Source organism: Sandarakinorhabdus sp. DWP1-3-1 (assembly GCF_049896705.1).
GTDB lineage: Bacteria > Pseudomonadota > Alphaproteobacteria > Sphingomonadales > Sphingomonadaceae > Sandarakinorhabdus.
The window spans coordinates 125899-147966 of the sequence record NZ_JAFCUV010000001.1 but is presented as its reverse complement, the minus strand read 5'-3'; the positions used below and the strand labels follow the sequence as shown (position 1 = coordinate 147966).

General features: G+C 68.5%; 20 protein-coding genes. 9 read left to right on the top strand and 11 right to left on the bottom strand.

Annotated features, from left to right (window positions below):
- Positions 1-70 precede the first annotated feature (70 nt).
- A complete protein-coding gene (locus ACP7AI_RS00595) occupies positions 71-619 on the bottom strand; it encodes a DUF7010 family protein (protein WP_426162922.1) in 549 nt (182 codons plus the stop codon).
- A 192-nt stretch (positions 620-811) separates the two neighbouring features.
- Here ACP7AI_RS00595 and ACP7AI_RS00590 point away from each other — a divergent pair, with 192 nt between their 5' ends.
- Positions 812-1417, top strand: coding sequence for a PEPxxWA-CTERM sorting domain-containing protein (locus tag ACP7AI_RS00590; RefSeq protein ID WP_426162920.1), 606 nt, complete (start codon positions 812-814; stop codon positions 1415-1417).
- Positions 1418-1431: 14 nt separating this feature from the next.
- Here the strand turns inward: ACP7AI_RS00590 and ACP7AI_RS00585 are convergent, their stop codons facing one another.
- Positions 1432-2625, bottom strand: a complete 1194-nt coding sequence (locus ACP7AI_RS00585; RefSeq protein WP_426162917.1) for an MFS transporter — start codon at positions 2623-2625, stop codon at positions 1432-1434.
- An 80-nt stretch (positions 2626-2705) separates the two neighbouring features.
- Here ACP7AI_RS00585 and ACP7AI_RS00580 point away from each other — a divergent pair, with 80 nt between their 5' ends.
- A complete protein-coding gene (locus ACP7AI_RS00580) occupies positions 2706-3482 on the top strand; it encodes an SDR family NAD(P)-dependent oxidoreductase (RefSeq protein ID WP_426162915.1) in 777 nt (258 codons plus the stop codon).
- A 135-nt stretch (positions 3483-3617) separates the two neighbouring features.
- Here the strand turns inward: ACP7AI_RS00580 and ACP7AI_RS00575 are convergent, their stop codons facing one another.
- From ACP7AI_RS00575 to ACP7AI_RS00565, 3 genes are all read right to left on the bottom strand, one after another.
- A complete protein-coding gene (locus ACP7AI_RS00575) occupies positions 3618-4262 on the bottom strand; it encodes a choice-of-anchor C family protein (protein ID WP_426162912.1) in 645 nt (214 codons plus the stop codon).
- Between the two features lie 129 nt (positions 4263-4391).
- Positions 4392-5111 (bottom strand): SIMPL domain-containing protein, encoded by a 720-nt coding sequence (locus ACP7AI_RS00570; protein ID WP_426162910.1) that lies wholly within the window; start codon positions 5109-5111, stop codon positions 4392-4394.
- Positions 5112-5187: 76 nt separating this feature from the next.
- Complete coding sequence (locus ACP7AI_RS00565; protein WP_426162908.1) at positions 5188-5448, bottom strand: GlsB/YeaQ/YmgE family stress response membrane protein; 261 nt, start codon at positions 5446-5448, stop codon at positions 5188-5190.
- Between the two features lie 190 nt (positions 5449-5638).
- On the opposite strand from ACP7AI_RS00565, the gene ACP7AI_RS00560 reads away from it, so the two are divergent.
- From ACP7AI_RS00560 to ACP7AI_RS00545, 4 genes are all read left to right on the top strand, one after another.
- On the top strand, positions 5639-6814 hold the full coding sequence (locus ACP7AI_RS00560) for an efflux RND transporter periplasmic adaptor subunit (RefSeq protein WP_426162906.1): 1176 nt from the start codon (positions 5639-5641) through the stop codon (positions 6812-6814).
- Between the two features lie 9 nt (positions 6815-6823).
- Positions 6824-9898, top strand: a complete 3075-nt coding sequence (locus ACP7AI_RS00555) for an efflux RND transporter permease subunit (RefSeq protein ID WP_426162904.1) — start codon at positions 6824-6826, stop codon at positions 9896-9898.
- Positions 9899-9959: 61 nt separating this feature from the next.
- Positions 9960-11165, top strand: a complete 1206-nt coding sequence (locus ACP7AI_RS00550) for a DUF445 domain-containing protein (protein ID WP_426162902.1) — start codon at positions 9960-9962, stop codon at positions 11163-11165.
- A gap of 37 nt (positions 11166-11202) precedes the next feature.
- Positions 11203-12096 carry a c-type cytochrome gene (locus ACP7AI_RS00545; protein WP_426162900.1) on the top strand — a complete coding sequence of 298 codons (894 nt, stop codon included), beginning with the start codon at positions 11203-11205 and terminating at the stop codon, positions 12094-12096.
- Between the two features lie 44 nt (positions 12097-12140).
- Here ACP7AI_RS00545 and ACP7AI_RS00540 read toward each other — a convergent pair whose 3' ends face one another.
- From ACP7AI_RS00540 to ACP7AI_RS00525, 4 genes are all read right to left on the bottom strand, one after another.
- The gene (locus ACP7AI_RS00540; RefSeq protein ID WP_426162898.1) at positions 12141-13049 is read right to left on the bottom strand and encodes an alpha/beta hydrolase fold domain-containing protein; all 909 of its coding nucleotides are present in this window, start codon (positions 13047-13049) and stop codon (positions 12141-12143) included.
- Between the two features lie 29 nt (positions 13050-13078).
- The gene (locus ACP7AI_RS00535; RefSeq protein WP_426162896.1) at positions 13079-14194 is read right to left on the bottom strand and encodes an alpha/beta fold hydrolase; all 1116 of its coding nucleotides are present in this window, start codon (positions 14192-14194) and stop codon (positions 13079-13081) included.
- A 67-nt stretch (positions 14195-14261) separates the two neighbouring features.
- Positions 14262-15032, bottom strand: coding sequence for a c-type cytochrome (locus ACP7AI_RS00530; protein ID WP_426162894.1), 771 nt, complete (start codon positions 15030-15032; stop codon positions 14262-14264).
- A 2-nt stretch (positions 15033-15034) separates the two neighbouring features.
- On the bottom strand, positions 15035-16237 hold the full coding sequence (locus ACP7AI_RS00525) for a pyridoxal phosphate-dependent aminotransferase (protein WP_426162891.1): 1203 nt from the start codon (positions 16235-16237) through the stop codon (positions 15035-15037).
- A gap of 244 nt (positions 16238-16481) precedes the next feature.
- Between ACP7AI_RS00525 and ACP7AI_RS00520 the strand changes: the two genes are divergently transcribed.
- The gene (locus tag ACP7AI_RS00520) at positions 16482-17039 is read left to right on the top strand and encodes a PEPxxWA-CTERM sorting domain-containing protein (protein WP_426162889.1); all 558 of its coding nucleotides are present in this window, start codon (positions 16482-16484) and stop codon (positions 17037-17039) included.
- A 46-nt stretch (positions 17040-17085) separates the two neighbouring features.
- On the opposite strand, the gene pabB is transcribed toward ACP7AI_RS00520, so the two are convergent.
- Positions 17086-18798, bottom strand: coding sequence for an aminodeoxychorismate synthase component I (gene pabB, locus ACP7AI_RS00515; protein ID WP_426162887.1), 1713 nt, complete (start codon positions 18796-18798; stop codon positions 17086-17088).
- 86 nt (positions 18799-18884) lie between these two features.
- On the opposite strand from pabB, the gene ACP7AI_RS00510 reads away from it, so the two are divergent.
- Together ACP7AI_RS00510 and ACP7AI_RS00505 are read left to right on the top strand one after the other, a co-directional pair.
- Positions 18885-19127: a DUF1428 domain-containing protein gene (locus tag ACP7AI_RS00510; protein ID WP_426162885.1), complete on the top strand. Its 243-nt coding sequence runs from the start codon at positions 18885-18887 to the stop codon at positions 19125-19127.
- A 200-nt stretch (positions 19128-19327) separates the two neighbouring features.
- Entirely contained in the window at positions 19328-21238 is a 1911-nt protein-coding gene (locus ACP7AI_RS00505; protein WP_426162883.1) for a prolyl oligopeptidase family serine peptidase, read from the top strand.
- On the opposite strand, the gene ACP7AI_RS00500 is transcribed toward ACP7AI_RS00505, so the two are convergent.
- Positions 21207-22037, bottom strand: coding sequence for a sterol desaturase family protein (locus ACP7AI_RS00500; protein WP_426162881.1), 831 nt, complete (start codon positions 22035-22037; stop codon positions 21207-21209). The two genes, ACP7AI_RS00505 and ACP7AI_RS00500, sit on opposite strands and share 32 nt — an antisense overlap.
- Between the last annotated feature and the right edge of the window lie 31 nt (positions 22038-22068).

The window sequence follows — 22068 nt, the reverse complement described above, 5'->3', positions numbered from 1 at the left end:
GCATCGGCCCCTTGGCCGCCGCGCCCCTCCCCACCGTGCCGCCTGCGGCGGTGGGGGGAGGCAGGCGACGTCACGCGCGGCCCGCGGCCACCCGCCGATACGCGCCATAAACGAGGCCCGCGAACACGACTTCGACGGCTCCGACCCACAGCGCCGCGTTCAACGGCAACGCCAGCGGCCGCAGCAGAAACGCCGTGCCGACCAGCATGATCGCCCCACCCAGCGCCCAGTACCGCCGATCGCCGTACAGCGTCGCAAAGGCGAAATAGCGCCCGCCCATGACGACGGCAAATGCCGGCAGCGCCGCCGCCGGGGCGAGCCGCAGTAATAGCCAGGCGATCAATATGCCGGCGAACAGCAGCACCGTCGTTTCCAGTGCCAGCCGTTCCAGCGGGTTGCCGCGCGTCACCGGCCCGGCGCGGAACACCAGCCGCGACACGGCGACCGCCGCCGGCTGGATCAGCATGCCGCCGAAGAACAGCGCCAGGAACGCCCTGTCGACCGAGCTTGTGGCCAGCACCCCGCCGGCGACCAGCCACACCACTCCCGACGCCAGCACGCCGGGCGCGCCGCCGACATAGGCGCGGCCGAGGTCGCGCTGTGCCGCTTCGATGTCCATCGTCCGTTCCCCCCATCTGCCACGGCCCGGACGCCATCATGCAACGGCACGGCCCATCGGTAAATTGCCATGTCGCCAACGCCCCAGCCGCCGGCCGCCGGCCGCACCACCCGATCGCGCTGCGGAACCCGTTGACAAGGCTGCTGCAACATCGGCAAGTTGCGGACAGCGAACATTCGCGGGGGGTCGAACGTGAAGTCATTGTTGCCAGCGGTGATTGCCGTCGCCTTCGCCACCCCGGCGGCTGCCACGGTGATCGATTTCGAAAGCCAGCCGTCACCGATCGGCACGCTGTTTGTCGAGGGCGACTACCGCTTCGTGGCGAATGTGTCGGCGGGGATCCTGACCAGCAGCGGCAGCAAGGCGCTGTTTGCGCCCAACCCGTTCATGCCGCCTTTTGCCAATTCGATCGCGCTGAGCCGGATCGACGGCGGCAGCTTCAGCCTGACCGGGCTGGATGTCTTTGCCGCCGACAGCAACGGCCTGGGCGTGCCGCTGACCTTCATCGGCACATTGGCTGCCGGCGGCACGACGTCGTTCACGGTCAACCTGCCGGAATTCGGCCCCGGGGCAGCAATCCCGTCGACCCGTGTCGCCGTCGATTTCGGCAGCAGCTTTGCAGCCGTGACTGAGGTCCGCTGGTCGAACGGGGCGGAGTTTCACCAGGTCGACAACCTGGTCGTCGCCGTCGCCACGGCCGCCGTTCCCGAGCCGGCGAGCTGGGCGTTGCTCATCGCCGGTTTCGGCATGACCGGTGCCGCGCTGCGGCGACGCAGGCCGGTGCCGTCGCCGGGCTGACCAGCGCCGGATCGCTATTGCGCCGGCACGCCCTGCTCCGCCGGCACGCGGCGCAGCCACAGCATGACCGCCAGCACCAGGCCAACACCCGCCACCGCGGTCATCGCCAGATAGCCCGGCGCCCCCAGCCGGTCATACAGCGGCCCGGAAATCAGCACCGCCGCGGCATAGGTCGGCGCGTTCGCCAGCCCCATGTAGATCATCTGCGCGGTCGGCGCGCGATCGTCGCCGTGAATGGTCTGGATGAAGCGCATGCCACCGAGGAACGTCGCGGCAAAGCTCAGACTGTGCAGCAGCTGCAGCGGCACGATCACCCAGAACGGTGGCAGCGCGGCCAGCGCCGTCCAGCGGATGACGGCGCCGATGCCGCCGGCGACGATCAGCGTTTCGGGCTTGAAGCGCGCCGACCAGTTGCCAAGGAACATCAGAAAGCCGACTTCGGCCAGGGTGCCGACGTTCCACAGCATCGAGATTTCCTTCGACGACATGCCCTGCTGGTTGGCCCAGACCAGCGAGCCCGACGTATACAGGAAACCAGCGCTCGCCTGGATCAGCCCGGCGGCAAAGATGAACAGCGTGAAATTGGGATTGCGCAGCATGCCAAGGCCGGCCGACAGCCGCTCCCCGAACGGCTGGGCGATCTCCGCCCGGGCCAGCACCGGTTCCTTCGGCATCCAGGCGCTGCCGGCGATCATCAGTGCCGAAATCAGCAGCATGAAGCCCCAGATCGGCCAGAATGCCCCCGACCAGTCGTTGAGCACGCCGACAACGGTGGTGCCGACGACAAACGCCGCCGACGCCAGCCCGCGCGCCACGCCATAGGTCGGCTTGCCGGTGCGGGTCAGCCGCAGCAGCGCCGTCTCGACGACCGGCAGCAGCCCCCAATAGGCGATGTCGAGGATGAGGATGACGGCGAACACCGCGACGAAACTGTCGAGGAAATACAGCACCGCAAAGCCGACGGTCAGCAATATGGTGAACATGAACAGCGGCGCGCGCCGGTCGCTGCGGCCATCGGCCCAGGCGGCGGTCAGCGGCCCGGCCAGCGCCCGGCTGAACCCCGCGATCGCCAGCACCACGCCGATTTCGGCACCGGTGAAGCCATGCTCCTTTTCCAGCCACAACGGCAGGAACGGGATCAGGCATCCGAAGCCTGCAAAGAACAGGCAAGACAGGAACGTCGACCGGACGGCGGGTGAAAAATTCAAGTCGGGCCTTTCGGGGCCGCTGGCTTGCCCCCTCCCCTGCCCTTCGCCTACGAGGGCATTAAAATCAAGGGAGGTTACCGATGGCACTACCGGCACTGTTCGACCTGAGCGGCCAGACCGCGCTGATCACCGGATCGTCGAAGGGCATCGGCAAGGCCATCGCCCATCGCATGGCCGAACACGGCGCCAATGTCATCGTGTCGAGCCGCAAGGCCGATGTCTGCGATGCCGCGGTCGCCGAGATCAACGAAGCCGTTGGAAGGGAAGCGGCCTATGCCATCCCCGCCAACATCGCCGACAAGGCCAGCCTGCAGGCGCTGGTCGACAAGACCGTCGAACGCCATGGCAAGATCGACCATCTCGTCTGCAACGCCGCGTCCAACCCCTATTTCGGCCCCCAGGCCGGCATCAGCGACGACCAGTTCCTGAAGATCCTGCAGAACAACATCGTGTCGAACCACTGGCTGATCGCCATGGTCGCCCCGGCGATGCGGGCGCGGAAAGACGGCAACATCACCGTCATCTCGTCGGTCGGCGGCCTGAAGGCCTCCACCGTCATCGGCGCCTATTGCATCTCCAAGGCCGCCGACATGCAGCTGGCGCGCAACCTCGCCGCCGAATTCGGGCCCGACAATGTCCGCGTCAACTGCATCGCGCCGGGCCTCATCAAGACCGATTTCGCCAAGGCGCTGTGGGACAATCCCGAAATCCTGAAGGTGTCGACCAGCACCGCCCCGCTGCGCCGAATCGGCGTGCCCGACGAAATCGCCGGCATGGCGGTGCTGCTGGCGGGCAAGGCGGGCGGTTTCGCCACGGGGCAATGTTTCGTCATCGACGGCGGCGCGACGATCGCCTGAGCCGTCGCCGTCGGCGCCATGCCGCCGTCGGGGGCTTCGTCATCGACGGCGGCGCGACGATCGCCTGATCCTGCCGGCCGCCACGAAAAAGGGCCCGGGGTCGCCCCGGGCCCTTCGTCATTCCAGGCGCTGCGCTCAGGCGGCGACAGGCCGGCCGCGGCGGCGCTGGGCATAGCCGACCAGGCCGAGGCCGGCGATCAGCATCGCCCAGCTGGCAGGTTCCGGCACCGCGGTCAGCGTCGTGATCGCGACATTGTCGATCGCCGCGCCATACGCGGTGTCGACGCCGCTGGTGAAGGTCAGCGTCGTCGTCGCCGACGTGGCGGTGAAGTTGAAGGTGAACGGCGTCCATACGATGTCCGGCGAGCTGAACGTCGAGGCGTCGATGGTGAATTCCTCGCTGGCGGCGCCGGCCGACGCGACCAGCGTCTTCAGGCCCGGCGCGCCGTCGGGGTTGCCCGACATGAAGAAGGTGACGGCATAGCTGCTGCCGATGTCGGTCGCCAGGTCCTGCGAAATCGAGCCGGCGCCGAGCGCCGACAGGTCGAGGCTGCGCGTGCCGTCCTGGGCAATCCAGTAGGTGCCGATATAGTCGATACCGCCGCCCCCGATCGTCCAATTGTCGACATTACCGCTGCCCGCCGGCAGCGTGGCAAAGGCCCCCGGATCGGGCACACCGGCCTCGAAGCTGCCGTTGAGGATGGTCGCCGCCTGGGCGCTACCCGCCAGGGCAACCGCCGCGACCGCCGCAAGCATCGACCGCCTGAAAGTGAAACCCATTGTTAACTCCTTGTTTGCGAACCCGTTTATGAATGCTGCCATGCAACATTCGGGCCAGATGCAAAAAGCGAGGAATTGCAGCGTCGAAAGCTGATCAAAGGGTTTACGCTGTAAATCAGGCCGACACCGTCACTCGAGTTCGAACACCATCGTGACGTTGACGGTGAGTGCGACTTCGCCCGGCTCGACCGGCGGCGCCGCGTCGGCGGCCTTGGCACGCATCGTCGTCATCATCGGCCGCGGCTCGACGGGCTCGCCGGCGACTTCGGAAATGCGCGCGATCCGACCGATCTTGAGCCCGGCGGCGCGGGCATAGAGCTCGGCCCGCTTGCGCGCCGTCGCCACCGCCTGGACACGCGCCTCGTCGAGCGCCGCGCTGCTGTCGTCGACGCGGAACTCCGGGCCGTTCAGCTGGTTGGCGCCGACGCTGACCAGGGTATCGAGCAGACGCCCGGCATCGGCGATCTTGCGCAGCCGCAGCTTCACCGTGTTGCTGGCCTGGTAGCCGGTCAGGATCGGCGCCTGGTTGTTCTCGTAGCGGTATTGCGCCTGCAGGTTGAGGCCGCTGGTCTGGATGTCGCGATCGGCGACCCCGGCCCTGCGGACCGCGGCGACCACCGCCGTCATGCGGGTGGCGTTTTCCGACATCGCCGCCGCCGCCGTCGCCGCCGTGGTGACGACGCCGCCCGACACTTCGGCGACATCGGGGGCGCGGGTGACCCGGCCCTCCGCCACGACGGTCAGCGTCGTCGGCCCGGGCGCGGCGACAAGTGTCTGGGCGCCCGCCGGGGCGCCGGCGGCGATGCCGGCAGCGATGGCGGCGGTAAGGGCGGAACGGCTGATGGTCATCGAAAGGGCATCCCTGGTTGCGGATCGGCGATGGCGGCCGTTTCGGCCATGGCGTCTTTCCGAACCCTGAACGGCCTCAGCGCCGGTTGCGCACCAGGCGGTACAACCACAGCAGCAGGGCGGCACCCAGCACCGACATGATCCAGCCCGGCGTGTCGCCGTCGCGATACCAGCCGAAGACCTCGCTGCCGATGTATTTGGCGATGAAGGCGCCCGCGATGCCGATCAGGATGGTGACGATGCAGCCGTCGGGCTTGGGCCCCGGCGACAGCCATTTGGCGATGGCGCCGACGATGAGGCCGACGATTGCCGTGCCGATGATGCCGAACAGTCCCATGTCTCGCTCCCGTATCGCGGTCCCGCCGCACTTCGTGCTGCAAATTCCGCACAGGTCAATGTTTCCGATGCGATATGAATACGCGGTTCAGGAAATTGCCTTCGCATCGCCACAGTGATCGGCTAGAAGCGCTGCTTGCAGGCGGTGGGGTATTCAAGTAATACAGTCCTCGCCATAGGACTATCAGAGCATGAACATGCACAACAAGCTGCCCGACCCGCAAGCGGCAGACCTCTACAGCTTCCCCGCACCGGCCGCCACGACGCGCCGGCCGCGCTGGTTGGTACCGGTCGCGATCGCGCTGGTGATCGTTGCCGCCGTCTTTGCGTATCGCACCTTCTTCGCCCCCGCCCCGGCCGCGGCGCCGGCGCCGGTCGCCGCGCAGGTGACGGTCGTCGTCCCCGGCACGCGCAGCGTCACCGATGCCGTCACCGCCACCGGCTCGATCGCGGCGCGCCGCGACTCGGCGATCGGCGTGCAGGGTGAAGGCGGCCGCGTCATCGCGGTGCTGGTCGAACCGGGCCAGTCGGTCGCCGCCGGCCAGGTGCTGGCGCGCATCGATCGCGCCGTGCCGGTGCAGACCTCGGCGCAGCTGCGCGCCTCCATCCGCTCGGCCGAGGCCGATGCCCGCCTTGCCGATGCCGATCTGAAGCGCGCCCAGGCGCTGGTCGCCAAGGGCTTCATTTCCAAGGCCGACATCGACCGCCGCACCGCCACCCGCGACGGCGCCCTGGCGCGTACCGAACTGGCGCGCGCCCAGCTTGCCGCCAACGAGGCGCTGATCGCCCGGCTCGACGTCCGTGCCCCGGCCGCCGGCCTTGTCCTGTCGCGCGCGGTCGAAACCGGCCAGATCGTCAATTCGGGCTCGGCGATGTTCCGCATCGCCGAAGGCGGCATCCTCGAGATGCGCGCGCTCGTTGCCGAACAGGACATGGCGCGGCTGAAGCCCGGCATGCCGGCGCGGGTGACGCCGATCGGCTCGACGACATCGTACCCGGGCAAGATCTGGCTGCTCGACCCCGTCATCGACGCGGTCAGCCGCCAGGGCGTCGCGCGCATCGCCGTGCCCTATGCGCCCGGCCTGCGCGTCGGCGCCTTTGCCAAGACGGCGATCGACGCCGGTGAAGCGATGCGCCCGGTGCTGCCGCAATCGGCGATCCAGGCCGATGACAAGGGCAACTTCGTCATGGTCGTCGGCGCGGACAACAAGGTCCAGCGCCGCGCCGTCACCGTCGGCACGGTCAGCAACGACGGCGTCAGCATCAATGCCGGCATCACCGGCACCGAAAAGGTCGTCGCCAACGCCGGCGCCTTCCTGCGGCCGGGCGAAAAGGTCGCCCCCATCCTCGCCCGTACCCCCGGCTAAGGCCAGCACATGCGCAACATTTCCGCCTGGTCGATCAGAAATCCCATCCCGCCGCTGGTGCTGTTCGCGATGCTGGTGCTCGCCGGTATCGTCAGCTTCATCAAGATGGACATCAACAACAACCCGGACATCGATTTTCCGGCGGCCCAGGTCATCGTCAGCCAGCCCGGCGCTGCGCCGACCGAGCTCGAAACCCAGGTCACCCAGCGCGTCGAGGCGGCGGTGCGCGGCATCAACGGCGTCGACGAAATCACCTCCTATGTGTCCGAAGGCCAGTCGCGCACCAGCGTGCAGTTCGCCATCGGCACGCCCGTCGATCGCGGCGTCAACGACGTTCGCGACGCCATCGCCAACATCCGCAGCGACCTGCCGCAGGGCATCCTGCAGCCGCAGGTCCAGCGCATGGACGTGTCGGGCGGCCCCATCGCCTATGTCGCGGTCGAAGCGACCGACATGACGCTCGAACAGCTGAGCTGGTTCGTCGACGACACTGTCGCGAAAAAGCTGCTCGCCATCCCCGGCATGGCCCAGGTCCGCCGTTCGGGCGGAGTCAGCCGCGAAATCCGCGTCATCCTCGATCCGGCGCGCATGCAATCCTATGGGTTGACCGCGAGCCAGGTCAACGACCAGCTCCGTCTCGTCAACCTGAACGCTGCCGGCGGCCGCGCCGAAATCGCCGGTTCGGAACAGTCGGTGCGCGTCATCGGCAATGCCCAGAATGCCGTGGCGCTGGGCGAAACCCAGATTTCGGTGCCCGGCGGCCGCGTCGTCCGCCTGTCCGACATCGCCGAGGTCAAGGACAGCTATGCCGAACAGCGCAGCCTGTCCAAGAAGAACGGGCGCCAGGTGCTCAACTTTTCGGTCGCCAAGTCCAAGGGCTCGTCCGACGTAACCGTCTACGACGAGACGCAAAAGGTGCTGGCGCAGCTGAAGAAGGACAATCCCCAGGTCACCTTCACGGAACTGTACACCAGCGTCGATTTCACCAAGAAACAGTATGAATCGTCGATTTCGGCGATGATCGAGGGCGCGCTGCTCGCCATCGTCGTCGTCTTCGTCTTCCTGCGCGACTGGCGCGCCACCGTGATCGCCGCCCTCGCCATCCCGCTGTCGGCAATCCCGGCCTTCTGGTTCATGGACCTGCTCGGCTTCTCGCTGAACGTGCTCAGCCTGCTGGCGCTCAGCCTCGTTGCCGGCGTGCTCGTCGACGATGCCATCGTGGAGATCGAGAACATCGTCCGCCACATGCGCATGGGCAAATCCGCCTACCAGGCCTCGATGGACGCCGCCGACGAGATCGGGCTGGCGGTGGTCGCCACCACCTTCGCCATCGTCGCGGTGTTCCTGCCGGTCGGCCTGATGCCCGGCATCTCGGGGCAGTTCTTCAAGAACTTCGGCTTCACCGTCGTCGTCTCGGTGCTGCTCAGCCTGGCCGTCGCCCGCATGATCACGCCGATGCTCGCCGCATTCTTCCTGAAAAGCCATGGCGAGGCCGACCATGGCGATCGGCCCTGGGTGCGCGGCTATATCCGCATCCTGCGCTGGTGCCTGAACAACCGCTGGTGGACGATGGGCATCGGCCTCGTCGCGCTGGTGCTGACGGTGGTCAGCTTCGCGACGCTGCCGGTCACGTTCCAGCCCGCCGAGGACAGCGACTACAGCCAGATTTCGATCGCGCTGCCGCCGGGCGCCACGCTGGCGCAGACGGCCGCCGTCGCCGACGAGGTCAGCCGGATCGTCCAGGCCTCGCCGATCGTCGCCGAAGCGTTTTCGGATATCGAGGTCGGCTCGGCCAGCGTGTTCCTGACGCTGAACAAGGACCGCCCGGTCACCAGCGTCGAGTTCGAACGCGCGATGGCGCCCAAGCTGCAGGTCGTCCCCGATGCCCGCGTCGGCTTCCAGTCGCAGAATGGCGGCTTCAACGGCCGCGACCTCTCGGTGGTGCTGTCGGGCAGCGATCCGGCCCTGCTCGAGGCATCGGCCGCAAAGATCGTCGACGAGATGCGCAACCTGCCCGAGGTGCGCCTGCCGCGCGTCGAGGGTGAACTTCGCCGGCCCGAAATCACCATCCAGCCGCGCTTCGACGTCGCCGCCGACATGGGCGTGACGACCGCGGCGCTGTCGGAGACGATCCGCATCGCGACGCTGGGCGACATCGACCAGAATGTCGCCAAATTCTCGCTGTCCGATCGCCAGATTCCGATCCGGGTGGCGCTCGCCGAGGATTCGCGGCGCAGCATCGAAACGCTGGAAAACCTGCCGGTGCCGACGACACGCGGCGGCTCGGTGCCGCTGAAGGTCGTCGCCAACGTCAGCTTCGGCACCGGCCCCACCGAATTGCGGCGCTACAACCAGGCGCGCCGCGTGATGATCGGCGCCGATCTGGCGCCCGGCCTCGTCAGCGGCGATGCCATGCCCAAGATCCTGGCGCTGCCGGCCGTCAAGAACCTGCCGCAGGGCGTCGAGCGCGTCACGCTGGGCCAGGACAAGTGGCAGGCCGAACTGATGATCAACTTCGTCATCGCCGTCGTTGCCGGCGTGCTGCTGGTCTTTGCCGTCCTCGTCCTCCTCTACAAACGGGTGCTGCCGCCCTTCGTCAACATGGGTTCGCTGCTCCTCGCCCCGCTCGGCGGCGGGCTGGCGCTGCACCTGACCGGCACCGTCATCTCGATGCCGGTGTTCATCGGGCTGCTGATGCTGCTCGGCATCGTCGCCAAGAACTCGATCCTGCTCGTCGACATGGCGATCGAGGAAATGAAGCATGGCGCCGAACGCACCGCGGCCATCCTCGAGGCCGGCCACAAGCGCGTGCAGCCGATCATCATGACGACGGTCGCCATGGTCGCCGGCATGCTGCCCGTGTCGCTGTCGCTGGGCGGCGACGGCAGCTTCCGCGCGCCGATGGGCATCGTCGTCATCGGCGGGCTGATCGTGTCGACGGCGCTCACCCTCGTCATCGTGCCGGCGGCGTTCAGCCTCGCGGTCGGTGCCGAAGAATGGCTGGCACCGCGCATGAAGCGCTGGTTCACCAACAACGAAGCGGCTACAAACCGCGAAGGGCCGGCACCGCAACCGGCGGAGTGAAGAGTATCGCCACCTGAAACTGCTGCGGCCCTTCGAACTGCCGGTTACGCCGTTCCACCGGATGCGGCTGGCGGCGACGCTGCTGCTGTTCGCGATGGCGCTGGTCTTCGCCGCCTCGCTGTATTTCCGCGATGTCCATCCGGCGCTGCCCTGGATCCAGGCCTTTGCCGAGGCGGCGATGGTCGGCGGCCTCGCCGACTGGTTCGCCGTCACCGCGCTGTTCCGCCACCCGCTCGGCCTGCCGATCCCGCACACCGCGATCATCCCGGCCAACAAGGACCGCATCGGCGACAGCCTGGCGGTGTTCCTGCGCGACAATTTCCTCACCCCCGCCATCGTCGCCCGGCGGCTGGAGGAGGTCGACATCGCCGGCGCCGCGGCGCGCTGGCTGCTCGCCGACCGCACCCCCGCACCGGGCCGCAAGCGCGGCTGGGGGCCGCTGATCGCCCGGCTGATCGAGGCGCTCGACCAGCGCGTTATCGGCGACCTGGTGCGCGAGGCGGCGACCGAAAAACTGCGCGGCGTGCAGCTGTCGCCGATCGTCGCCGACGCCATCGACACGACGATCGACAAGCGCCGCCACGAACCGCTGATCGACAGCGCCATCGCCTGGGGCGCCGGCATGCTCGACGACCAGGAATCGACCATCCGCGGCATGGTCGCCGAGCGCACCAACTGGTTCCTGAAACTCGTCGCCGTCGATGAACAGGTGTCGTCATCGCTGATCAAGGGCGTGCGCAAGCTGCTGGTCGAAATGGCGTCCGATCCGCAACACCCGCTGCGCCTGCGCATCACCGAGGGCCTGCGCACCTATGCCTTCGACCTCAGGCATTTCCCCGACAGCCAGTCGCGCATCGAAGGCTTCAAGGAAGACCTGATCGGCAACCCGGCGATGGCGCACTGGCTGGAGGGGCTGTGGGACAGCGCCCGCACCGGCCTGGTCGCCAGCCTGACCAACCCCGACGCCATCGCGCCGGGCAAGCTCGCCGTCGCCATGAAGGCGCTGGGCACCAGGCTGGAGGCCGACGCACCGCTACGCGCCGCCATCAACCTCCACCTGCGCCGCGCCGCGGTCGGCCTCGTCAACGATTACGGCGACGAGATCGTGTCGCTGGTCAGCACCACGGTGCGCGGCTGGGACGCCTCGACCGTCACCGAAAAGCTCGAGACCGCCGTCGGCCGCGACCTGCAGTTCATCCGCATCAACGGCACCGTCATCGGCGGCCTTGTCGGCCTCGCCATCCACGCGGCGACCGTGCTGCTGTGACATTGCCGGAACGCTGCCGGTTCATTACCGTGGCGGCGTGACAGCAGTCCCGCCCCGTCGCAATGGCTTCCTCCGCATCGCCCTTGCGACACTGGCGGCCGGTCTTCTTGCCGTCGTCGCCGTCACCGCCTGGACCTGGCAGCGCAGCGAGGCGCACCTTGCGGGCTTCGCATTACCGCAGCCCTTCACCGCCGCCATCCCGACCGACGCCGCCAGCCTCGCCACCGGCCGCCGCCTGGCGCTGACCCGCGGCTGCATCGGCTGCCACGGCGAGCGCCTGCAGGGCGAGGTCTTCGGCGACGACTTCCAGACCGGCCGCGTCGTCGCCGCCAACCTGACGAAACACGTCCACGACCATCCACCGGCCGTCTTCGAACGCGCGCTGCGCCACGGCATCGGCCACGACGGCCGCGCGCTTTATTCGATGCCGTCGTACAATTTCATGCGGTTGCGCGATGGCGATGTCGCGGCGCTCTATGCCTATATCCGCAGCCTGCCGCGGGTCGAGACGCCGCTGCCGCAACCGCACCTCGGCCTGCCGGTACGCTGGGCCATCGCCCGTGGCGAGGATGCGGCGGTACCGGCGTTCCTGCCCCGCGTGCCGCCGCTGGCATGGCAGGCGCACCCCGATCCCGCCGTCCGTCGCGGCGAATATCTCGCCATGACGAGCTGCAACGAATGCCATGGCTTCGGCCTGCGCGGCGACGATCCCTTTGCCCCGCCCGGCGGCGCCCCGCCCGACCTCGCCATCGTCGCCGGCTATGGCAAGGACGCCTTTGTCCGCCTGATGCGCACCGGCAGGCCGCCCGGAGGCCGCGACCTCGGCCTGATGACCCGCGTCGCCCGCGGCTGCTTCGCGCATTGGACCGCGGGCGAAGTCGACGACCTGCATGCCTTCCTCAGCGCGATGGGGACCGCGGCGACGCAGTAAGGCCACCCGTCATCCCGGCACCACACCAAACCGCAACCGACGCCCTATCTCGCGAACGCCCGGTCCACGATGAAATCGATGGTCTTCTTCCCGTCCGCCGTGCTCGGCGTCACCACGCCGAAATGGTCATCGCTGCCTTCGATAACCTCGACCGTATCGCCCGCCGCCTTGGCCGCCGCGGCATAGGGCGCCATGAACGGCTTGAACGCCGCCATCACCAGATACTGCCTGACCCCCAGCGGCAGGTGATCGGCGGGCGATGCCAGCGCATAGGCGTCGGCCGCCTTGTCGGGCGTGCCGCCCATCAGCGGCACGATCACCGGCTGGCCGCAGACCTTGGCATCGATGCCGACGAACGGTGCCAGCGCCCCCGGGCCGTCGATCGCCACCACCGCCGCCGGCTTCACCGCCGGCGCAAAGCGCGGCCCCAGCCGGCCGCGCGACGCGCCCCACAGTGCCAGATGCGCGCCCGACGAATGGCCGATGAGGGCGACCCGCGACAGGTCGATCGGCTGGGTTTTCGCCAGCACCGCCAGATGATCGATGCCGGCGCCGATATCCTCGAAGGTGCCGGGCCAGCCGGCGCCGGGGTCGCCCATGCGGCGATATTCGATGTTCCAGGTCGCGATGCCGCGTTTCGTCAGCGCATCGGCGACGCCGGCGATACCGGCCCTTGTGTCATAGCTCGCCGTCCAGCAGCCGCCGTGGATGACCACTGCGACCGGAAACGGCCCCTTGCCCGGCGGCAGCCGCAGTTCGCCGCTGCGCAGGTCGTCGGCGCCATAGCGGGCGACCAGCGCCGGCGGCGCCGCCGTCTTCGCTTCCGCCTTGTAGCGCAGCTCCGAACTATCCTGGGCGATCACCGGCGCCGCAAGGCAGAGCAACAGGGCAAGCGACAGGCCGAACCGCATCATCGTCATCTCCGCATCCAGGGCACCAACCGCCCACATCATGCCGAATTCCGCCCCCGTTACAATCGCTGCTAAAGCCGCACGCAATCGTTCCGCGCCGGCGCCCCGGCAAAGCGCGCCGCCAGCCAGTCGACCGCCACGCCGGCGCTGCGCTTGCCGGCCGTCACATGGTCGCCGGCGTCGGTGACATAGCGCAGCGTCGCCCCGGCCCGGCAGGCACGGAGCACGAAATCCCGCGTCACCGCCGGCGCGACGATCTCGTCCTTCGACCCTTGCGCCACCAGCAGCGGCACCGGAAAGCCCGTCGCCGGCACCGAATTTTCGCGCAGCAGCCGGTCCCAGGGGCTGACCTTGCCGAGGTCGACGCCGCGCAACATGCCCCCCAGCCGCACCAGCCCGACCTTGGTCCGCAGCTTGAAGCCATCGAGGCTGATGCAGTTCGTCGCCAGCCGCCGGATCAGGTCCGCCCCCACCGGGCCGGTGAACGCCCTGAGCGGCGCGCCATAGACCTGCGCCCAGCTCTGCCCGGCATAGGCGGTCAGCATCGCCCGCACCACGGCGTTGCTGCCGCCGGTCAGGTTGGCGGTCAGGTCGGTCGGCGGGGCCGCGGCGGCCACGCCCACCAGCGTCAGCTCGGGCGCCTGCCGCGCCGCCGCCTGCGCCGCCCATAGCGCCGCATGCCCGCCCTGCGATTCGCCCCAGACGGCAAAGCGCCCCCGCTGCCTGCCGCCCTGCCGCACCGCCGCCCGCGCCGCATCGATCACGACCTGCGCCGTCGCGGTGCCGACGAGATACGGGTGCGGCCCGGGGTTGCCGAGGCCCTGGTAATCGGGGATCACCACCACCAGCCCGCGCGCCAGCAGCGCGTCGAGCCCGGCGACATTGGCAAAGCGCTGCGGCCCCGTCGACAGCGCGCACGCTTCCGCCACGCCCGTCGTGCCATGCGCCCAGACGACGACATCGCGGCCGCGCGGCGGCGCCCGGCCCTCCGGCACCACCAACGATCCGGTGACGACAATCGGCCGCCCGGCAGTATCGGTGGAAGCATAGCGGATCAGATAGCCGCTGCTGCCCCGCGGCGCCCCGGCCTGCGGCACCGCCGAAACCAGGCTGCCCGGCACCGCCGGCCGCGCCAGCGCGGGTGCCGCCACCAGGCCAAGAAGCGCCAGCCCGATCATCGCTCGCATCACCGCATCCCCCGCAAGTTACCACGCCATAAGCCCGCAACGGCCGGGATTTTACAAGCGTCGGCGCCTATCCGGCGGTCGCCGCCTTGGCGCGCAGATAGGCATGGATGGCGGCGATCTCGCGATCCTCCAGCCGGAACAGCCGATCGCGGGAATATTCGGCCATGCCGCTTTCGCTGCCGTCGGGCCGCCGGCCGGTCCGCAGCAGCCGCGCCAGGTCCGCCGGGCCATAAGCCGATGTCACCACTAGGTCAGGCGGCGCTCCCTTGCCTTCATAGCCCTTCAGATCGGCGCCATGGCAGTCGCCGCAGATCATCAGCGCCAGCCGCCGCCCCTCGACATGGCGCGGCCCCACCGCCGGCGGCGCCCGCGCGATATCCGCGGCCAGGAACCCCGCCGGCGATTTCGCCCGGCCCGACGCGATCGCCGCCAGCGCCCGCGGCCCGAATACCGCCGGCGGATGCACGTCGCCCGACGGCGGCACGGAGCGCAGGAACGCGACCAGCGCCCGCATCTCCGTCGCATTGATCAGCCGGAAGCTGTGGACCGGCATCACCCAGATGTCGCTCCCATCGGGCCGCTTGCCGGCGCGCAGCGCCCGGGCGATATCGGCATCGCGCCAGCGTGGCAGCAGCCGCGACAGGTTGGTGCTCCAAACGTAAAGCCGCTCGCGATCCTCTTCGACCAGATGCCCGGTCATGTCACGATCGTGGCAACTGATGCAGCCGAGCGTATAGGCCAGCCGCTCACCCTCCGCGACGGCGCGCGATGGCGGAGGCGCCGCCCCCGCCACCAGGACGGCCAGCGCCGCGACCAGCCAGGACGCCGCCCGCGCCATCGCTACTTCAAATTGCCGACCGCGCGCTGGATGCGCGTGCAGGCATCGAGCAGCACCGCATCCGACGTTGCATAGCTGATGCGGAACGCCGGCGAGCCGCCGAACGCCGCGCCGTGCACCACCGCGACGCCCTCGCTGTCGAGCAGATAGGCCGCCACCGCCTCGTCATCGGCCAGAACCTTGCCGTCGGGCGTCGTCCTGCCGATCAGCCCGGCACAGTCGGGATAGACATAAAACGCCCCCTCCGGCCGCGGGCAGCGCAGCCCCGGCGTCTGGTTGAGCATCGAGACAACCAGGTCGCGCCGCTTCACGAACGCCGCATTGCGATCCTGCAGGAACGACTGGTCGCCGTTCAGCGCCGCCACCGTCGCCGCCATGCTCACCGAACAGGGATTCGACGTCGATTGCGATTGCAGCTTGGCCATCGCCTTGATCAGCCAGGCCGGCCCGCCGGCGAAACCGATGCGCCAGCCGGTCATCGCATAGGCCTTGGACGCGCCATTGACGGTCAGCGTGCGGTCGAACAGTCCGGGTTCTACCTCGGCCATCGTCGTGAATTCGAAGCCGTCATAGACGATATGCTCGTACATGTCGTCGGCGAGCACCATGACATGCGGATGCTTCATCAGCACTGCCGTCAACGCCTGTAATTCGGCGCGCGAATAGGCGGCGCCGGTCGGGTTCGACGGTGAATTGAAGATCAGCCATTTGGTCGCCGGCGTGATCGCGGCATCGAGCTTTTCGGGCGTCAACTTGAAACCGTCGTCGATCGTGCAATTGACGATCACCGGCGTCGCCCCGGTGTAGTTGACGATATCGGGATAGCTCACCCAATAGGGCGCCGGGATGACGACCTCGTCGCCCGGATCGAGCGTCGCCAGCATCGCGTTGAAGATGGTCTGCTTGCCGCCGACGTTCACGGTGATCTGGTCGAGACCATAATCGAGGTTGTTGTCGCGGCGGAACTTGGCCTGGATGGCCTTTTTCAGCTCGGGCGTGCCGTCGACGGCGGTGTATTTGGTCTGGCCGCCGCGGATCGCCGCGATCGCCGCATCCTTGACGAAATCCGGCGTATCGAAATCCGGCTCGCCGGCGCCCAGCCCGATGATATCGCGACCTTCCGCCTTCAGCACCGCCGCCTTGTTGGTGACAGCGATCGTCGGCGACGGCTGGATACGCTGGATGGCGGCGGAAAGCTTCGACATCGGCTGAGACATGGGGGCAGGTTCCTTCGTTGCCGCGGTGTAGCGAAAGCCGACCCGGGAAGGCAACCGGCGCGTCACGGTGTAAAAGTTTTTTACACTGTCATGACAGGCAATCGCGCCCGGCGCCGACATATTCCTGCAAATTCACGGTTCTATTCGGTCCGTTAACATTGGCACGTTTCGTGCACCAAACGACATGACGGCGGGCACTGGGGCTCCGTCGCTGCACAACGGGGTATGTTCGATGAAGATCAACCTGCTCGCGGCCGTCGCCGCCATGGCCATCGCCGCACCGGCACTGGCCGCCAACGTCGTCACCAACGGCAGCTTCGAAACAGGCGATTTCTCGGGCTGGACCCAGTTCGGCAACACCGACTTTACCTTCGTCACGCCGGATCCCTTCCTCGGCGGGCCGACCGATGGCACCTTCCACGCCGCCTTCGGCCCGGTCGGCAGTGCCGGCGGCATCAGCCAGACCTTTGCCAGCGCCGGCAACTACACCGTGTCGTTCGACCTCGGCAACGAAAGCGGCGGCTTCAACTCGGTCGATTTCGGCGGCATCACCTTGCTGTCGAGCGTCGCCAGCGGCGTTTACGCCAGCTACAGCTTCAACGTTACGGTCGGTGCCAATTCGACACTGTCCTTCTCGTTCCAGAACGATCCTTCTTTCTATGTGCTCGACAATGTCGTGGTCGATTTCGGCGGCGCGGTTCCCGAGCCCGCCAGCTGGGCAATGCTGATCGCCGGCTTCGGCCTGACCGGCGCCGCCATGCGCCGCCGCCGGGTTGCGCGCGCCGCCTGAAGCTGTCCATGTTTGCAAAAGGGCGGCCCTGCCGGGTCGCCCCTTTTCACGCCAGCCGCGCCGCCATCAGCCCGCGCAGCGCATTGCCGATATAGAAGCCGCCGGCCAGGTCGGCGACGGTCACCATACCCTCCACCGCCAGCCCCTCGGCGATCAACCGGGCGCGGAACACCCCGGGCAACAGCCCCAGCGCCAGCGGCGGCGTCACCAGCACATCGTCGCGCTCGACAAAGATGCTGGTGAAGCTGCCCTCGGTCACCCAGCCGTCGGCACGCACCAGCGCGACCTCGAACGTGCCCGCCGCCCGCCGCGCGTCGTCATAGAATGCCCGGTCGCCGGTTTTGTGGCGCAGCCGCCAATCGGCCGGATCGACCGGCAGCCGCGCCAGCGCGACCGCCACCTCCCCCGCCAGCGGCGCCGGCAGCGGCGACACCTGCACGGCGGTCGCGCCAGTTGAGCAGGCAATCAAGCGAATTCGCCCCGAAATCCCGTCCGAAACCGCCGCCAGCACCCGGTCCCGCGCCGCTTCAACATCCAGATTCCAGCCGAAAAACCCCGCGCTTGCCGCCATTCGGGCCAAATGCCGCTCCAGATCGGGCAGCAAACCAGCCTCGCAGCGCATGGTCTCGATGAGATCGGGGGGTCCGCGCCGCTGCAAAAACGCCGATTTTGCAAGGCATTCCGCCCATTCGTCCCCCGCATCGCTGTCGGCGACGATACCGCTGCCCAGCCCCAGCCGCGCCGCGTCGGCCCCGGGCGCCATCACCAGCGTGCGAATGGCAACACTGAACACCGCGTCGCCGCCCGTCGAAATCGCCCCGATGCTGCCCGTATAGGCGCCGCGCGGTCCCGCCTCGACCTCGGCGATCACCTCCATCGCGCGGATTTTCGGCGCACCCGTCACCGAACCGCAGGGAAACAGCCGCGCCAGGACGTCCGCCGCCACCACGCCGGGGTGCGCCACCGCCGTCACCGTCGATGTCATCTGCAGCACGGTCGGATAGGTTTCGATGGCAAACAGCGCCGGCACCCGCACGTCGCTGCCCACCCGCGACAGGTCGTTGCGCAGCAGGTCGGTGATCATCAGGTTCTCGGCGCGGTTCTTGGGGTCGGCCTGCAACGCCGCCGCCCGCGCCGCATCGTCCGCCGCATCATGCCCCCGCGCCGCCGTGCCCTTCATCGGCCGCGCCGTCAGTGCCTGACCGTCCAGCCGAAAGAACAATTCGGGCGAAAAACTCAGCAGCCACAGCGCCCCGGTGAACACCAACGCCCCGTACGGCGCCCGGCTGCCGGCCCGCAGCCGCGCATACAGCGCCAGCGGATGGCCCCCGACGGCCACCGCCGCGCCGAATGTCAGGTTCGCCTGGTAGATGTCGCCGGCCGCGATCAGCGCCAGGATCCGCGCCAGCTGTGCATCATGATCGCCGCGCGCCACCCCCGGCGCCACCGCGCCGACCGTCGCCGGCCCGCCCGGCAGCAGCGTTTCGGCCGCCGCGGGCCGGTCGTCGGCAAAGCGCCCGAACCACAGCAGCGGCTCGCCGGCCGGCGGCGCCCGCGGCACCAGCCGCGGTTCCAGCGCATAACCCGCCTCGAACCCCATGAAGCCCGCCCAGGGACCCGGTGCGCGCAGCCGCTCGAGGCCCGGCAGCACCGCGTCGGGCGTCTCCGCCACCACCGTCTCGACCAGGCCGCTGAACAGCCGCGCCGTCCCCGCCGCAACATCGTCGAGCAGCACAAAGGGGCGCGCGGGGTCGAACACGCGGGCTTCCTATGTCGTCACCGGCTGAAAGTCATGCACCACCGCGCCGCAGCCGCCCCGGAGCAGCCCGCCAGGCTGCGGCGTTGATGATCGAACCCGCAGCGAAAGGACCCCGGCCCGTGACGTATGTCGATGGTTTCATCGTCCCCGTGCGCCACGACCAGCGCGACGCCTATACCAGGGTCGCAAGCGATGCGGCCCGGATCTTCCGCGATCTCGGTGCGCTCGCCGTCGTCGAATGCTGGGGTGACCACATTCCGGACGGAAAGATCACCGATTTCCGCCGCGCCGTCGCTGCCGAGGCCGACGGAGCGGTGGTCTTTTCCTGAATCGTCTGGCCCTCGCGCGCGGTTCGCGACGCCGGCAACGCCAGGATGATGCCCTTCGATGGCAAGCGCATGGTGTACGGCGGCTTCACCACGATCGTCGATACCGGCCCGGACTGACCCGCGGGGGGCTCGTGCTGCGCGCGCCTTGCCGGGTGCGCGGCACCGTGGCTATGCTGCGCCTGCACTTTGCCGGAGCCTCGATGCGCCATTTCCTGCTTGCCGCCACCCTGCTCGCCGCGCCGGCGCTGGCCCAGAGCGTCCCCATCCCCGCCGCCGTCACCGCCGATGGCGTGCCGGCCATCCCGCTCGCCCTCGCCGATGCGGTGCGGCCCTATCTCGAAAACCGCAGCGCGTCATTCCAGGGCTGGGATCCCGTCGGCAAGGGCATGCTGATCGGCACGCGCTTCGGCAATGCCCAGCAACTGCACACCGTCGCCGCCCCCGGGGCCGCCCGCACGCAGATCAGTTTCGAGGCCGAACCGGTGCCCGGCGGCACTCTGTCGCCCGACGGCAGGACGCTGCTCGTCGGCAAGGATATCGGCGGCAATGAATTCTACCAGCTCTACACCCTGGCGAACGGCCGGCTGACGCTGCTCACCGACGGCAAGAGCCGCAACACCGGGCCGGTCTGGGCGCGTGATTCCCGGCTGGTCGGCTATGCCTCCAACCGCCGCAACGGGGTCGACAGTGACCTGTACCTCATCGATCCCGCCACCCCGGGCAGCGATCGCAAGCTCGCCGAGGTTCAGGGCGGCGGCTGGTCGTTCAGCGACTTCGCACCATCGGGCAAGACCGCGCTGGTCAACCGTTATGTGTCCGTCGCGGAATCCGACCTGTTCGAGGTTGATCTCGCGAGCGGCAAGCTGACGCGGCTCAACCGGCCCGGCCCCAAGGCCGCCTATTCCGGCGCCAAATACGGCCCCGACGGGACCATCTACCTCACCTCCGACGTCGGCAGCGACTTCCAGCGGCTCGGCACCATCAACGCCCGCGACGGTTTTCGCCCGCTCGTCGCCGGCCCGGCGGTCTGGGACATCGACGAATTCGACATCGCCGAGGACGGCAGCGTCATCGCCGCGGTCGCCAATGTCGACGGCGCCGCCCGCCTGCGCCTCATCGACCCGCGCAACGGCGCCCTGATCGGCGAACCGAACCTGCCGCCGGGCGTGCTCGGCGGCGTCGAGATCGCGCCCTGGGGTGCCATCGGCTTCACCATGACCAGCGCGATCGCGCCGCCCGACGCCTGGAGCCTCGACCCCAAGACGCTGGTCGCGACGCGCTGGACCATGTCGGAAACCGGCGGGCTAGACGCTGGAAAGAACCGCCTGCCCGAGCTGGTGACGGTCAAATCCTTCGACGGCCTCGCGGTTTCGGGCTTCCTGACCACCCCCGACCCGGTAAAGTTCCCCGGCAAGCGGCCGCTGATCGTCGATATCCACGGCGGGCCGGAGGGCCAGTCGCGCCCGGATTACGCCGGCCGCGACAATTACCTGATCAACGAACTCGGCCTTGCGGTGTTCACGCCCAATGTTCGCGGCTCCACCGGCTATGGCAAGCGCTTCGTCGGGCTCGACAATGGCCCCGACAAGCGCGAAAATTCGGTCAGGGACATCGGCGCCTTCCTCGATACCCTCGCCGCCCGGCCCGATATCGACCCCGCCCGCATTGCCGTCGCCGGGGGCAGCTATGGCGGCTACATGTGCTACGCCAGCGCGATCTTCTATGGCGACCGGCTCAAGGCAGCCCAATGCACCGTCGCCATCTCGAACTTCGTCACCTTCCTGGAGAACACGCAAGGCTATCGCCGCGACCTGCGACGGGTCGAATATGGCGACGAACGGGTACCGTCACAGCGCCGCAAGCTGCTCGAAATCTCGCCGATGACGCGATCGAAGGAGCTGAAAATCCCGCTGCTCGTCGTCACCGGCGGCAACGACCCGCGCGTGCCGGCGTCGGAAGCCAGTCAGATCGTGGCGGCGGTGCGCGGCAATGGCGGCCAGGCGTGGCACATCCTCGCCGCCAACGAGGGCCATGGTTACCGGAAAAAGGAAAACCAGGACTATAACTTCCTGGCCAATGTCACCTTCTGGCAGCAGACCCTGCTGAAATAGGCGGCCTCGGCAGCACGGGCCCCACCAGCTGGCCCGCCAGTGTCGCCGGCTGGGCATCGACCGTGCCATAGGCATCGGGCAGGTGCGCCGGCAGGTAATGGGTGCCGAACAGCCGGTCGAGCCATGGGAAAGTCGCGGCAAAGTTGCGGTCGATATGGTCGGTGCGGCTGTGGTGCCAATGGTGGAACGCCGGCGTCGCTACCAGCGCCTCGATGAAGCCCAGCCGCCAGCGCAGGTTGGCGTGGATGAAAAAGCCCGCAAAGGTGCCGATCAGCGTGATGACGATCGGCAACAGGCTGCCCGACGACCCCGCCGAGCCCAACCCGAGCACATAGAGCGGCACCAGCCCCGACAGCCGCGTGACCACCATGTCGACGGGATGCGCCCGGGTATTGACGAGGAAATCCATATGCTCGGCGCTGTGGTGCACCGCATGGAACCGCCACATCAGCGGTGACGCATGCATCAGCCGATGGCCCCAATAGGACCCGATGTCGGCGACGACGAGCCCCAGCGGGATCGACAGCCACAACGGCAGGGCATGGACGGCGGCATGGAAACCGCCCGGCAGCACCCGCTGCACCAGCGTCGCCACCAGCGCCATGGGCAACGCGATCAGCGCCGCGGGCACCAGGCTGTTGAGGAAATAATAGCCGAGATCGATGCCGATCTCGCGCCGCCACACCGGCGACGGCACGCGCGCGAACAATCGTTCCAGCGGCACGAACACCGCCGTCAGCACGACCAGCCAGACGCACAGCCTGGCAACGTCGACGGCAAGGCCGGAAAGGGACATCATCGCAGTGTTTCTAGACCGAAAAGGGTGGCCG